Origin of the sequence: Rhodococcus sp. AD45-ID (assembly GCF_003023755.1) — a bacterium.
GTDB classification, from domain to species: domain Bacteria; phylum Actinomycetota; class Actinomycetes; order Mycobacteriales; family Mycobacteriaceae; genus Rhodococcus_F; species Rhodococcus_F globerula.
In genome coordinates this window covers 76,276-90,248 of record NZ_PYHL01000003.1, presented here as the reverse complement: position 1 = coordinate 90,248, position 13,973 = coordinate 76,276, and the positions used below count along the sequence as shown (strand labels likewise).

Here is a 13,973-nt window from a genome sequence, read left to right as displayed (position 1 = left end):
CTCCAGTCAGTGTGTAATTGCCCTCGCTAGCCCGTCTGCCGAGTACGTGATGTACTCCGTCGGATCGAGGTCTTGGGCCCAGTTGTTGACGATGGTGTCGGCCAGCCCCATGAGGCCGGCCCAGACGAAGGGGATCAGGGAAGGTCCCTCACGGAGTGAAAGCCCCTGTGCACCCGCTGCGTCTTCGAGAGCTGTCCGCAACTCTGCGAATTGTGCTTCGGTGGAATGTCGTAAGTCTTGGACCGCTTGCCCGTCGGAGTTCGAAGCGTCTTCGGTCGTTCGCCACACAGATGCCACGTGCCCGACTCGGGCCCATTGCTTGGTGGTTTCAGGCACGATAGCTGCGATCAGGGCCGATATGCCTTGATTGCGTGGCAATTCGGCAATGAACGCGGTCAACTCCTGCTGACTCTCGAAGAGGAGAGCTGCAAAGATGTCGCGTTTGTCGACAAAGTACTGGTAGATGAGTCCGGGACTCATACCGGCTTCTTTGGCGACGCTCCGAATCGTCAGTGCGGCGTAGCCACCCACATCCAGGATGGCTGCTGCAGCATCGAGGATCCCTCGGCGCCGTGCTTCCGTATCTCCGCGGACAGACGTGGTGTTCGTTGCGTTCATCCACACACACTAGCTGCTCGTTAAACAATGTTCAACAGCTATTGAACATTGTTCACAAACTGGCTACTGTCACACCTCATGACATCAAGCACCGAAGACAGCGCAACTGATTCTATTGCGAAAAGTGTTGTGGCATTCGACTTTTCTTCCTCCCGAGTTCTCGTGACCGGAGGGTCCAACGGCCTCGGACTTGCGATTGCACATCGCTTCGTCGACGCCGGCGCACACGTGACGATTACCGGAACCAAAGCGTCGGCCGACGACTACGAGCACGACCTCTCGGCATTCGTCTACCGGCAGTGCGTCATGACTGATCGCGAACAGATCGCCGACGTAGCCGCAGGACTGTCCACGCTGGACATCTTGGTCAACAACGCAGGTCAAACGCTTACCCAGAAAGGCGAATGGAACCCGGAGGTATTCGAGGAATCGCTCGCGGTGAACGTCGTGAGTGGGTTCCGAATGTCTTCCGCTGTCCTGCCACTGCTCAAGGAAAGCACGCAGAGCGGAGGCGCTTCTATCATCAACGTCGCATCGATGGCGTCGTACTTCGCCGTTGACGTCGTGCCCGGATACGGCGCATCGAAGGGCGCCGTCGTCCAGATGACCAAGACGATGGGATCGAATTGGGCCAAGGACGGCATTCGAGTCAACGCCATAGCCCCTGGACTGACGGCAACAAAAATGACGGCAGGACTCCAGCAGCGCCCTGAACACAGCAAACCGTCACTCGATCGCACACCGATGGCCCGGTGGGCAGACCCGTCCGTGGACGTCGCTCCCGTCGTACTGTTCCTTGCCAGCCCGGCCGCACAATTCGTTACCGGACAGACCTTGCCCGTCGACGGCGGATTCTCGATCAGAGGATGACTTCGATGCCGTCGTCCACCGCGCAACCTGAAGCAACCTCACCGAAACGCGTGCGCATCACCGACCTCCGTTACCCCGTACTCACCGAATCCCAGCAACAGACGTGGGCCTACGCCGAAGCGAACCCGATAACCCTGTCCGTGGACAGCGTTCTCTCCGCCGCGCGAGAACAAACAGGCCTCGGCGATTTCGGTCCTGACGACTTCCGCGAGCGACTGGCGTTGTGGCTCGACGAGATCGACGCCGATCCCAACCGTTCACCGGTCTCCCGGATGACTACTCACGCAGCGTGCACCCGCTACGCGGCCAACCGACTTCGAGTACTGGATGTCCTGCGTCGCCACCCCGAGATTCACGACGAGGAGATCGTGGCTCCCATCATCGTTGTGGGACTGCCGCGTTCGGGTACCACGCATCTCCTGAACCTCATGTCGGCTGATTCCCGTTTCCGGTCGCTGCCACTCTGGGAAAGTCAGGAACCCGTCCCCTTCGCGGGTGACGAACTCGGCGTGGACGGCGTCGACCCGAGATTGCTTCGGAGCCAAGAACGTTGGAACCAGATGCAGGCCAAGAGCCCTCTGGTGGCAGCAATGCATCCGATGACCCCGGAACATATTCACGAGGAACTCGAACTCGAAAGCCTCGATTTCTCGAGTTACAACTTCGAGTGGATGTCGTCGATGGCACCTCGCTGGCGCGATTACTATCTCGCCCACGATCAGCGCCCCCATTACGAGTTCATCAAGACGATGCTCAAACTCCTTCAGTGGCAACGTGGTCCGAACCGTTGGATTCTCAAGTGCCCGCAGCACCTCGAGCAACTCGGTCCACTCATGGACACCTTCCCCGACGCCACCGTCGTCATGACACACCGCGATCCGGTGTCGGTAGTCCAGTCTGCAGCGACGATGGTCGGCTACGGCGCCCGGATGAACTTTCACGAGCTCGACCTGGATGCGGTGTGCGACTACTGGATCGACCGCGTCAGCCGGTTGCTCGATGCGGGAACCCGCGATCTCGCCCTGATCCCCGACGAGCGGCGAGTGGATGTGTACTTCGACCAATTCATGGCGAACGACATCGGAACTGTCGAGCACATCTACAACCGCGCCGGCCTCGAGATGACCGAGCAGGCGCGAGGAGAGATCCGCGAGTACATGTCCAGTCACAAACGCGGTTCCAACGGTCAGGTTGTGTACGACCTGCGAGCAGACTTCGGCCGAGAACCGGCCGAACTGCGCACTCGATTTGCCAACTATTTTGACGCCTTCTCTGTGAAAGTAGAGGTTCTGTGAACCAGCACATCTCCGATCAAGTCGACGCTCTGATCGCACAACGACCGGGAAAGACCCTGCTCGAACCCGAGTACACCGACGAAGCGATCACGATCAACGATTTCATCTACCGCAGCGGCGGCACCAGCTCGGCGTACATGATCGTCACGCCGGCCGGCCGGATCATCGTCAACACCGGCTGCGGATTCGAAGGACCGCATCATCGAAAGCTGTTCGACGACATCTACTCCGGGCCGACCAGGTACATCATCACCACTCAAGGCCATACCGACCACGTCGGTGGAGTTCACGCCTTTCGTGAGCCGGGTGCCGTCTACGTGGCCAACGAGCTGAACCAGTCCGTTCAGCTCGACGATGCTCGTGTCATCAAGCGGATGCGTCAATGGGCACCCGTATGGTTCGGCCGGGACGCCGACACCGTCGCCCGCTTTGCCGCCGAATTCCCATCCGTGTCCAATGCACAGGACGAGCCGGTCCCGGATCTCACTTTCACAGACTGTCTCGACCTCACGGTCGGCGGACTGGATGTCGAATTACATTCCGGTGTCGGCGAAACAGTCGACGGCGCAATGGTGTGGCCTCCACAGCATCGCATCGCGATGATCAGCAACCTGCTCGGCCCCCTCTTCGGCCACTTCCCCAATCTCAATACCGTCCGCGGACAGCGATACCGCTTTGTCGAGCCGTACCTGAAGACAATTCGCACGCTGCGCGACCTGCGACCGCAGACCCTGATCACCGGCCGCGGCGAGCCCATCGAGGGCGAAGAACTCATCGACGCCGTCTTGAAACGGATGTACGACGCCGTCGACTACGTTCACCGCACGACGCTCTCCGGAATCAACGCGGGTAAGTCCGTCGAATCGCTGATGCGCGAAATCAACTTGCCGCCACACCTTTACGTTGGACAGGGCTACGGTCAGGTCAAGTGGGGAGTCAAGACCATCTGGGAAACCTACCTGGGATGGTTCCATCACGACTCCACCACAGCGCTCTACGATCTGCCCCGAACGAAGACTCTGGCTGATCTCGTCGAACTGGCCGGAGTGGAGCGTGCAATCGAACTCGCCGAAACGAGACTCGCCGAAGGAGCAGTGGTCGAGGCCACCGCGCTGTCCGAGGCTGCTCTCGCATTCGAGCCCGATAACGGACCTGCTACCCGCGTCCTCCTGGCCTGCCACCGGGAACTGCTGACACAGCCGTCCACCGAGGCGAACTTCTGGGAATCCGGGTGGCTGGCACACCAGATCAAGAAGCTCGAAGCAGCTGTCGCAGAGTTGGATACGAGCCGATGACCACACTAGAGGCCTTCGCGCCTGCGAAGTTGGGACCGGCGACGCTCCGGAACCGAATCATCAAATCGGCCACGTTCGAGGGAATGACACCCAAAGGTGTGGTCACCGACGAACTGATCGACTTTCATCGCAAGTTCGCTGCCGGCGGCGTCGGTATGACAACAGTGGCCTACTGCGCCGTCGCACCGGAGGGTCGTACTTCCGCAGGGCAGCTCCAGTGGACCGAGGAAACCGCACCCGGGTTACGTCGGCTGACCGACGCGATTCACGCCGAAGGCGCGGCCGTCTCAGCACAGATCGGCCATGCGGGTGCCGTCGCAAACCCGAAATCAAACGGCCACAAGGCAATTACATCGAGTAGACACTTTCACCTGACAACCCTCAGCTTCGCCGAAGCCGCCTCCGAGGCCGACATCGATCGGATCGTCGAGGCCCACGCCCACGCTGCCAGAGCCGCCACCGAAGCAGGGTTCGACGCCATCGAACTGCATTTCGGTCACGGTTACCTCATCAGTTCATTCCTGAGCCCAAAACTGAACCACCGCAACGATTCCTACGGCGGAAGCCTGAAGAATCGGGCACGCTTCGCGCGTCGAACCGCACGCGCCGTCCGAGACGCGGTCGGTACGAAAATCGCCGTGATCGCCAAGGTCAGCATGGATGACGGCGTGCCTGGTGGATTCTGGCTCGAAGAGGCAATCACAGTTGTGCGCTGGCTCGAAGAAGACGGAACCCTGGACGGGGTGGTCCTCACAGCCGGAAGCTCACTCGAGAACCCCCTCTACACGTTCCGAGGTGACGCACCGCTACGGGAATTCGGGGCACTCATGCCGCAGCCACAGAAGCTGGGAATCAAACTCGTGGGAAAACACTTCCTGCGCACCTACCCGTACACCGACGCCTACCTACTCGATCACGCGCGCCAGATCCGCGACGCAGTAGACCTCCCGCTGGTGTTGCTCGGCGGAATCACGGGCAAGGAATCGATCGACCTCGCCATGCGTGAGGGATTCGAGTTCGTCCAAATGGGCCGCGCACTGCTCAGCGACCCGAACTTGATCAAGACGATCGAGGAAGAAGGCCACGGGCAGACGCTCTGTATTCACTGCAACAAATGTATTACCACGATCTACGGGGGAACTCGCTGCGTATTGCGGCCGTGACCCATCCCTGACAGCGCCTCTGCGCACGCGCTGTCAGGGATGTTCGCTGTCAGGCCGGCTCGGAAGCCTGCGTGAGCAGCTGCAGGAACACCTCTTCGGGCTGAGCGCCGGACACAGCGACCGCACGGTTGGCGACGAAGAACGGAACGCCGCTGACCTGGAGCTGGCGGGCCATGGACAGATCCTCGCGCACTGACTCGGCGGCGGCATCGGAGTTGAGCTGCTCACGCACGGTGTCCGCGTCGAGGCCGACGCTCACAGCCAGATCTACCAGCACCTCACGATCGTCGATCACCTTTCCGTCGCTGAAGTGAGCCTTGAACAGTGCTTCGAGGAGTTCGTTCTGTCGCTCACCGGCGAGATGTAGCAGTCTGTGCGCATCAAAAGTGTTGGCGGCGATCACGGTGTCGAAGTCCAGGGTCAATCCGACCTCGGCGGCCGTCGCGCTCACATGCGAGAACATCTGGCGTACCTGATCAGGCGCCATTCCCTTCATCTCGACCAAGGCGTCGAGTTCCGTGCGGCCCTCTCCCACCGGAGTCTCCGGCGCAAGCTGGTACGAGCGCCAGATGACGTTGACGCGGTCCTTGTTCTCGAAACGATCCAGGGCCGAGAGGAACCTGGTCTTTCCGATGTAGCACCACGGACAAGCAACGTCCGACCACACTTCGATGGTCACGTCTTGGTCAATCACGATTTGATCAGTCACCGAAGGTGCAACAACAGCAGCGGCGAGATTAGTCCTTACATCACACGACGAGACCGCACCGGTACGCAACCAGCGATGCACGCACCCGATTGTTCACTCCGAGTTTCGAGAACAACGACGAGACGTGCGATTTGATCGTTGTTTCACCGAGGTACATACGCTCCGCGATTTCACCGTTTCCCAGACCTGTGGCCAACTGCACCAGAACTTCGCGCTCACGGTCGGTGAGCACCGCCAATGCCGTCTGGTCCCGAACAGGTTCACGGGGAGTCGACTCGGCGATAGCCCGCAGAGAATCCCGGCTGAACAGCGCATGGTCGGATGCAACGACGCGCACGGCCTGCTGAAAGGCTTCGGGTGCAGCATCTTTCCGCATGAAGCTGTGTGCGCCGGCCTCGACCGCCTCGATCACCAGGCCGTCGACGTCGAAAGCCGTCATTGCGATGACCTTGGGAGGGTTGGGCATCAACATCAACTGGCGAGTTGCTTCCAAGCCCCCGACGCGGACCATTTTGAGGTCCATCAGTACGACGTGGGGACGAAATCGAGTGACCTTGGCCGGCACTTGGTCGCCGTCCTCGGCCTCTGCAACCACCACGATGTCGGGTGTGGCTTCGAGGATGTCCTTCATCCCGCGCCTCACCCAGGCGTCGTTGTCGACAATCAGCGTCGTCACCCGCGAGTCTGTGTTCATGGTGGGCGCAAGACTACCGAGTGCCACCGACAAAATTATGCGAACCAGGGCACCCAGCAACTGACGAGGAAGTCCTCCCCCAGCGCGCCGGCCTCGACCTTGCCGCCGATCTCGCGTGCCTGCTCGGCCAATCCGCGGAGCCCCGAACGCGAACCGATCGACGTCATCGGAGGCAGATCGCTGAGCTTGTTGCGTGCCAGAATGCGAATTCCGTCATGCGGTGATCCAGTGACGGAAATGACGAGCATTTGATCGCTCGCGTATTTCTGAACATTGGTGAGCGCTTCCTGCACTACGCGATAACACACGTGACCAGCCAACATTCCCACGTCACCCGGAAGCAGTTCCGATTCCAGACGGCAGTGAATGCCGGCCGCACGAGCACCGTTGACCAGATCACCGATCGCATCGATGCCCTGATGCCCACCGTGCTCACGACGATCACCACTTCCCCTGAGCACTCCGACGATGCCCTTCAATTCGTCCAAAGCCTCGTGTGCGGTAGTTCGGATCATGGCTGCGGTATTGACGACCTTCTCCGGATTGTCTGCAGCACTGACTTGCAACCCGCCGGCAAACAACGAAATTCGACTCAAGCTGGCCGCGATTGTGTCGTGCATGTCGCGGGCGATCCGGGTGCGTTCCTCGGTGCGAATCATTTCGTCGCGCATCGCATCGGTCTGTTCCGTCGCCAGATCCCGCACGTGCTCGGCCTCGACGAGTTCGGTTTTGGTACGAACGAGAAGCGAGAGCGCCACCACGACGGCGACCATGACGGCTGCGACCAGCCATGGAATCCACAGCGCCAGGTTGTACTGCGCGAGCTCTGTGCCGTCCTTCGGCGCAGCAGTTCCGATCGTCAGCACCGAAAACTCGCGATCCCGAAAGGCGTCGTAGGTCAACGAGATTCCGCATGCGACGTACACCGCCGCGCCCGCGACCGCCAATTGATTTCCGCGCGCGATTCGAGCAACTGCAAACAAAGCGATGAGCGCCGCCGTGGCATCTGTCGGAAAGAACAGAGGACCGACCAGCGTGATCGCCAGAACCGCCCAGGGACGTTGACGCCGCCACACCAGCGATATCCCACCAGCTGCGCCGAGAACAAAGCCGATTCCGACCAGCACCGGTGGCACATTTCCCGACGAGCCGGCGATAGTCGCCGTCATGATCGAGCAGAAAATGCTGAATGCGACGGCGACAGTTGTCCATACGCGTCGTCGCACTGCAGTTCCTCGGGTGGTGATCACCGAGTAAGCGTATAGACCACCACCGACTCCTCGAATCAGCCGATTGGACCACCACGCGCGCAAACAACGACCGAAAGGAGGAGATCACCCGATCTTTCGGCTGACGCGAAAGGCATCCCGGACATCGTTGACTAGTGCCATACCCGCTCTCGAAAGGCACCCATCATGCGATCACTCCGCACTCCCCTCGCCGTCCTCGCCGTCGGCGCAGCCCTGTTCGCAACCATCGCGTCAGGCGAAACCGATGAAGCGAAGAAGGTCGACGACAACGGTTCGTCCGCCGCACCCGCTGCCGCTTTCGGTATCGGTGACGTCGTCGAACTCGGTGACTGGCGCGTTCAGGTACACGGCGTTGTCGATCCGTACGTCTCGACCAATCAGTTCATCACCGCTGATCCCGGAAACCGCTACGTCGTGGTTGACACCGAGGTCACCAACAACAGTGACAAGCCCGCCGCGGTGTCGTCGATGATGTGCTTCGAACTGCAGGACTCGGCAAACAAGTCATACAACATCACGTTCACCGACAGCAGCACGTCGAGCGTCGACGGAGAACTAGCGCCGGGTGCGGCCAAGCGCGGTGAATTGTCGTACGAGGTCCCCGAAGCCACCACCGGTCTGCGTTTGCAGTTCAAATGCGATCTGTTCTCGTCCGGCTCGGCAACCATCAACCTGTCGTGAGGCGTCCGGGCGATCTGCTGCTGAGTCCGTGGGCCCTGGTTTCGGTGGCGATCATTCTGATCAACGACCACGTGCTCAAGGACGCCTTCGGAAACACGATGACGGGCAAGCTGTCCGACATAGCCGGTGTGTTCCTGTTTCCACTGCTTCTGCTCTCGGTTCTCGAGGTGCCCAGACGCAGCCTGGTGGGGCGAGCAGCGATCGCCTGGTCCATCGCAGTCACGGGAATAGGCTTTGCCGCCGTGAAAATGGTTGCGCCGGTTGGCGACGCGTACGAGTGGGTGATCGGATTTCTCCGTTGGGCCGCAGCAGGATTACGCGGAAACCTCTTGCCGATCCTCGTCGTCCGCGATCCTTCGGATCTGTGGGTGCTCCCGATACTGCTCGCGAGCTACCTGGTGATCAGAGGTGCTCGAGCGCCGAAAACGGCGCCCGAGCACGAGAAGATCAGTCCAGCGCTGCATCCAATGTGATGTCGACGCCTGTCAAAGCCTTACTGACCGGGCATGTTTCCTTTGCGGCCTGGGCTACCTTGGCAAAACCGTCGGCGTCGAGGCCGTCGACCTCGGCGCGAACGGTGAGCTTGATTCCGGTCAGCTTGAAGCCGACCGTGTCGGGGCCCAACGAGACATCCGCCGTGATGTCGAGGCTCTGCGGAGTTCCCCCGGCCTCGGCGATGAGCGCTGACAACTGCATCGCGTAGCAGGACGAATGTGCCGCGGCGATCAGTTCTTCTGGGCTGGTGGTTCCGCCGGCTTCCTCAGCTGCTCGTTTGGGGAACGACACGTCGAATGTCGCGACTCCGGAACTGGTGAGTTCCACCTGCCCCGATCCGGCTTCCAAGGTGCCGTTCCAGGCAGTGCGTGCGGTACGAGTTGGCATTGGGTGTCCCTACTTCCGTCTGCGGATTGTGTGAAACGCCTTGCCACTCGAACTTACCCGCGACTATCCGAGAAGTGTCACCGACAGAAGTGCCGCGACGCGTTCGGCTTCCGCGAATCGGACGACGCGGCCGACATCGAGAACCAGTCCCAGCGCCGCGTGAACAAGAAATCGAGCCGACGCGACAGTGAGTTCGGGCCGGGCGTCGACGCACAGGTGCGCCCACTCCTCGACATTGCGTCGCTGAATCTTCCGTAGCTCCTTGCCGGCATCGGCAGGGAGATTTCCGACTTCCGCGAAATAGACGGCAAGCAACTCACTCTGAGCGAAGAAGACGGCAACGTACAGCTCAGCAAGTGTGTGCACAGCCTGGCGCGGAGTCTCGGATTCTGCCAGGGCGGAGCCCAACGTGACGGTCAATTGTTCGGACACCCGATGAAAGGCTGCGGCCAGTAGGTCTGCCTTGCTCGGAAAATGCCGGTACACACTCGATGCGGTGATCCCGGCGGCGGCTCCGATTTCCTCGATGCTGACCTCGTGATACCCACGTTCATGGAAAAGCAGCACCGCTTCGCGAAGCAGCACTTCACGTTTCGATGTACGTTCGAGTCCTGGAATCGTATTGACGCCTTGCAAAGGCACTACCGACGAGGCTCGCCGCGGGAGTTCCATATCGATCACAGACCAGCAGGCGGAGAGCATCAAGGACTCGATCTGCTTGGGCGGCAACGCCGATCGATGCCCCGTGACACTACCGATCACACTCAGAATCGCTGCCGTGACGAGGTCGAGATCGGCACGACCGAGCTCCGGGCGGACCGCAGCCAACGGCTCTGACACCCGCAAGCGCAACGCCACCACCTCCAGGCGCAGGTTCTCGCGATCCACCTTCTCGAGGTAGCGGCCTTCCCAACGATAGAGCCCGCCCCGACGCCGATTCTCGAGGGTGACACCGATGACCGCGACCATGACGGCTTGCAACTGTTGCCGTGGATCGTCGCTCTCGCAGTGCGCGGAATCGGCCGCATCGAGCAGTGCCCGAGACAAGTTTTCGACCGCGTGAACGAACAGTGCGTATTTGGTGGGGAAATGGCGGTACAGCGCGGGACCGGACACGCCGACGGCAGACGCTATGTCGTCGATACCCACCGCGTGGTACCCGCGCTCACTGAACGCCTCGGCTGCAACCGCCGCGATCTGAGCCTTGCGATTCTTCGGCCGCGTACGCGAAGTGGATTCATCGCCACGTGCCACGACGCGTGTCCGTCCGGGCATGAATCCCTCCATTCGTTTCACAGCTACCGTATCGGATTCTCCGAACACCCTTGACACTGCCACTCGAGGTGTTATGTTAACCGCTATTCGCACAATCTCGCAGATAGATTCACCACTGAAGAGACCCTCCTGCGGCACGAGTTACGGCCTACGCCAAGGGAACACATTTCGCCAGATCAACCGTGAGAAGGAAGCTGTGTGCTGATGATTCGCATGTGTTGTACCGTTTTCCCGAGTTCGTCATGACCTCGTCCGAAGCGGGTCTCCTGACGGAACTCGACAACGGCATTCTGCGTTTGACCTTCAACCGCCCCGAACGCATGAACGCAGCCGACTTCGAGACCATGAAAAGTCTCATCGACGCTGTTACCGACGCCGGCGACAACCCGGATGTGCGCACCATCGTCATCACCGGAGCAGGCCGCGCCTTCTGCACGGGAGCAGACCTCGCAGCTATCACAACCAATCCGACAGATCCCCAGATCGTCATGGACACCGCAAACACCGTGATTCGCGCTATCACCAGCACCTCCGTGCCCGTGATCGCCGCAGTCAACGGACCTGCCGCAGGTGTAGGCGTCTCCATCGCCCTCGCCGCAGACCTGACCTATGCTGCCGAAAGTGCCTACTTCCTCATGTCTTTCGTCAACATCGGACTGATGTCAGACGGCGGCGCCAGCGCATTGATTCCGGCAGCGATCGGCCGGGCGCGTGCAGCCGAGATGCTTCTGCTGGGTGAGCGTCTATCCGCTACAGATGCAGCGCAATTCGGGCTCGTCTCCAAAACCCTTCCCGACGATCAGTTCGCTGCACACATCGAGTCCGTCGCGAAGCGCACCAGCGCAGCGCCCCGTCGTGCTCTCCAACTCACCAAAGCCGCACTAAACGCCGCAACACTCGATCGCATCGACTCCGCTCTGGAACTCGAAAAGACCGGTCAAGCAGAACTTCTTGTCGGAGCCGACTTCGCCGAAGGCGCGACCGCAATGCTTCAGAAACGCGCACCCCACTTCAAGTGATTGAGAGGAAACAGTAGATGCCCTCCACCGATACAGCGTCCGAGGTACAGCGCCTGCGACGCACCAACTGGAACAATCAGGTTGCCCGCCACGCGCAGATGATCCCGGGCCGCATCGCGCTGCGATTCCAGGGCGATTCCATCACCTGGAGCACGCTGAACGAGCGCGTCGAAAAACTGGCAGACGCGCTCTCCCGGCGCGGCGTCAGTTTTGGTGACCGCGTTCTGATCCTGATGCTGAACCGCCCCGAGTACCTCGAGATTGTTCTCGCGACCAATGCGTTGGGCGCGATCGCTGTCCCGGTGAACTTCCGACTGACCCCACCTGAGGTCGCCTACCTTGTCAACGACTCGGGCTCCAAAGTCATTGTCGCGGAGGGCCCGTTGGCTCCGTTGGCCGGCGCAGCCCGCGCAGCGTCCGAGGGCATCGACATCTCCATCACGGTGGGCGCACCCGCTGAGGGCGACAGCTTGAACTACGAGGACTTGATCAGCGAACCGGGTGAACCTCATGCATTGATCGACATCCCGGACGACACACCGGCTCTCATCATGTACACCTCGGGAACCACAGGACGCCCCAAAGGTTCCGTGCTCTCGCATTCCAATCTCTCGTCACAAGCGTTGACCTGCATTCGTGCCTTCCACCTGTTCAACGAGGATTCCATCGGCTTCTGTGCGTCGCCGATGTTCCACATCGCTGCCCTCGGTTCCATCGCCCCAAGCCTGCAACTGGGCACTACCACGGTGATCCACCCGGTTGGCGCATTCGACCCAGGTCAGCTTCTCGATATCCTCGAAGCCGAGAAGGTCACCAGCTTGTTCCTCGTGCCCGTGCAGTGGCAGGCGGTGTGTGCAGTTCAGAAAGCCCAACCTCGAGCCCTCTCGCTCAAGAACATTTCCTGGGGTGCCGCCCCGTCGTCGGACACGATCTTGCGGGCGATGGCCGAAACCTTCCCTGATGCGTTCAACGTCGCAGTCTTCGGGCAAACCGAAATGTCTCCCATCACTTGCGTACTCGACGGCGATGACGCCATCCGTAAGCTCGGTTCAGTCGGCCGGGTCATCCCCACCATCTCGGCTCGCGTCGTCGACGAGAACATGGATGACGTGGCACCCGGCGAAATCGGGGAAATTGTCTACCGCGGACCCACAATGATGAGTGAGTACTGGAATAACCCCCAGGCCACCGCAGATGCCTTCCACGGCGGGTGGTTTCACTCCGGCGACCTGGTCCGTGTCGACGACGAAGGATTTGTGTACGTCGTCGACCGCAAGAAGGACATGATCATCTCCGGCGGCGAGAACATCTACTGCGCCGAGGTCGAGAACGTTCTGTACGAACACGAATTGATAGTCGAAGCCGCAGTCGTCGGGCGTCCCGACGCCAAGTGGGGCGAGGTACCGGTAGCGATCATCGCGATGACCCCCGGTTCAACCGTGGACCTGACCATCGAGGAGCTGAGCACCTTCCTCAATGATCGCCTGGCACGGTACAAGCACCCCAAGGACATCATCGTCGTGGAAGCCTTGCCGCGCAATGCAAGTGGCAAGGTAGTCAAGGGTGAACTGCGTGAACAGGCTCGGGCTGTAGACGTAGTGTCCTGAACGTCATGTCCTGAACGCCATAGAGCGGGCGGCATCTCGATCGAGAGGTGCCGCCCGTTTGCGTGTCGTCAGGCGCCGCGTGAGTGCAGCATGCGGTGCAGTTCGCGGACCTCATCGACCAGCTCCGGAACCGGCCCTTCCACCGGAAGATTCGGCGCAACCTCGTTGATCGAGAGGGATCGTACCGGCCCCGAGGCCACTCCCCACTCCGTAAGCCATTCACTCAACTGCGCAGACGAACACACGTACACGATCCGGCCCAATCCCACCCAGGCATGAGCAGCCGAACACATCGGACAATGCTCGCCGGAGGTGAATACCGTTGCCGTAGAGCGCTCTTCCGTCGTCAGATACTGCGCAGCCCACCGCGCCAACTCGAATTCCGGATGTCGTGTGCTGTCGCCTCCCGCAATTCGGTTTCGATCTTCCGCGAGGAAAGTCCCGTCAGCGGCAGCAAGTACCGATCCAAACGGTTCGTCGCCTTCGTCCAAGGCCTCTCGCGCCAATTCGACACAACGACGCAGATGGCCCATCTCGATCTCGTTCATGAATATGCTCTCTCCCCGTGATACACAAAACGGGCGGCACCGGTAAGGGTGCCGCCCGTTTTCGTTT

15 protein-coding genes are annotated in these 13,973 nt (G+C 60.6%); 8 read left to right on the top strand and 7 right to left on the bottom strand.

Features of this window, described 5'->3' with window-relative positions; all coding sequences use genetic code 11:
- Positions 1–6 precede the first annotated feature (6 nt).
- Positions 7–618, bottom strand: coding sequence for a TetR/AcrR family transcriptional regulator (locus C7T36_RS24495; RefSeq protein ID WP_045068334.1), 612 nt, complete (start codon positions 616–618; stop codon positions 7–9).
- 78 nt (positions 619–696) lie between these two features.
- On the opposite strand from C7T36_RS24495, the gene C7T36_RS24490 reads away from it, so the two are divergent.
- From C7T36_RS24490 to C7T36_RS24475, 4 genes are read left to right on the top strand one after another with little or no spacing between them, the layout of a single operon-like run.
- Positions 697–1,488: an SDR family NAD(P)-dependent oxidoreductase gene (locus tag C7T36_RS24490; protein WP_045068331.1), complete on the top strand. Its 792-nt coding sequence runs from the start codon at positions 697–699 to the stop codon at positions 1,486–1,488.
- Positions 1,489–1,493: 5 nt separating this feature from the next.
- Positions 1,494–2,783, top strand: a complete 1,290-nt coding sequence (locus C7T36_RS24485) for a sulfotransferase (RefSeq protein WP_045069616.1) — start codon at positions 1,494–1,496, stop codon at positions 2,781–2,783.
- Positions 2,780–4,078 carry an alkyl sulfatase dimerization domain-containing protein gene (locus tag C7T36_RS24480; RefSeq protein ID WP_052683570.1) on the top strand — a complete coding sequence of 433 codons (1,299 nt, stop codon included), beginning with the start codon at positions 2,780–2,782 and terminating at the stop codon, positions 4,076–4,078. Before C7T36_RS24485 ends, C7T36_RS24480 begins: the two co-directional genes overlap by 4 nt.
- Positions 4,075–5,241 (top strand): NADH:flavin oxidoreductase, encoded by a 1,167-nt coding sequence (locus C7T36_RS24475; RefSeq protein ID WP_045068329.1) that lies wholly within the window; start codon positions 4,075–4,077, stop codon positions 5,239–5,241. The genes C7T36_RS24480 and C7T36_RS24475 overlap by 4 nt, the downstream gene beginning before the upstream one ends.
- A 49-nt stretch (positions 5,242–5,290) precedes the next feature.
- Here C7T36_RS24475 and C7T36_RS24470 read toward each other — a convergent pair whose 3' ends face one another.
- The 3 genes from C7T36_RS24470 to C7T36_RS24460 all read right to left on the bottom strand — a co-directional run bounded on the left by C7T36_RS24470 (position 5,291) and on the right by C7T36_RS24460 (position 7,894).
- Complete coding sequence (locus C7T36_RS24470) at positions 5,291–5,920, bottom strand: DsbA family protein (protein ID WP_245005902.1); 630 nt, start codon at positions 5,918–5,920, stop codon at positions 5,291–5,293.
- Between the two features lie 70 nt (positions 5,921–5,990).
- Entirely contained in the window at positions 5,991–6,644 is a 654-nt protein-coding gene (locus C7T36_RS24465; protein ID WP_033236385.1) for a response regulator transcription factor, read from the bottom strand.
- Positions 6,645–6,679: 35 nt separating this feature from the next.
- A complete protein-coding gene (locus C7T36_RS24460; RefSeq protein WP_045068327.1) occupies positions 6,680–7,894 on the bottom strand; it encodes a sensor histidine kinase in 1,215 nt (404 codons plus the stop codon).
- A 165-nt stretch (positions 7,895–8,059) separates the two neighbouring features.
- On the opposite strand from C7T36_RS24460, the gene C7T36_RS24455 reads away from it, so the two are divergent.
- Together C7T36_RS24455 and C7T36_RS24450 are read left to right on the top strand one after the other, a co-directional pair.
- Positions 8,060–8,575, top strand: a complete 516-nt coding sequence (locus tag C7T36_RS24455) for a DUF4352 domain-containing protein (RefSeq protein WP_045068324.1) — start codon at positions 8,060–8,062, stop codon at positions 8,573–8,575.
- Complete coding sequence (locus C7T36_RS24450; protein WP_045068321.1) at positions 8,572–9,048, top strand: hypothetical protein; 477 nt, start codon at positions 8,572–8,574, stop codon at positions 9,046–9,048. The genes C7T36_RS24455 and C7T36_RS24450 overlap by 4 nt, the downstream gene beginning before the upstream one ends.
- Here the strand turns inward: C7T36_RS24450 and C7T36_RS24445 are convergent.
- Both C7T36_RS24445 and C7T36_RS24440 read right to left on the bottom strand, forming a co-directional pair.
- Complete coding sequence (locus C7T36_RS24445; RefSeq protein ID WP_007726950.1) at positions 9,023–9,457, bottom strand: OsmC family protein; 435 nt, start codon at positions 9,455–9,457, stop codon at positions 9,023–9,025. The two genes, C7T36_RS24450 and C7T36_RS24445, sit on opposite strands and share 26 nt — an antisense overlap.
- A gap of 63 nt (positions 9,458–9,520) precedes the next feature.
- Positions 9,521–10,732: a TetR/AcrR family transcriptional regulator gene (locus C7T36_RS24440; protein WP_045069611.1), complete on the bottom strand. Its 1,212-nt coding sequence runs from the start codon at positions 10,730–10,732 to the stop codon at positions 9,521–9,523.
- 242 nt (positions 10,733–10,974) lie between these two features.
- Here C7T36_RS24440 and C7T36_RS24435 point away from each other — a divergent pair, with 242 nt between their 5' ends.
- Entirely contained in the window at positions 10,975–11,751 is a 777-nt protein-coding gene (locus C7T36_RS24435; protein WP_045069609.1) for an enoyl-CoA hydratase, read from the top strand.
- A 17-nt stretch (positions 11,752–11,768) separates the two neighbouring features.
- Positions 11,769–13,358, top strand: a complete 1,590-nt coding sequence (gene fadD5, locus C7T36_RS24430) for a fatty-acid--CoA ligase FadD5 (RefSeq protein WP_045068318.1) — start codon at positions 11,769–11,771, stop codon at positions 13,356–13,358.
- Positions 13,359–13,426: 68 nt separating this feature from the next.
- On the opposite strand, the gene C7T36_RS24425 is transcribed toward fadD5, so the two are convergent.
- Positions 13,427–13,906 carry a nucleoside deaminase gene (locus tag C7T36_RS24425; RefSeq protein ID WP_045068315.1) on the bottom strand — a complete coding sequence of 160 codons (480 nt, stop codon included), beginning with the start codon at positions 13,904–13,906 and terminating at the stop codon, positions 13,427–13,429.
- Positions 13,907–13,973 lie beyond the last annotated feature (67 nt).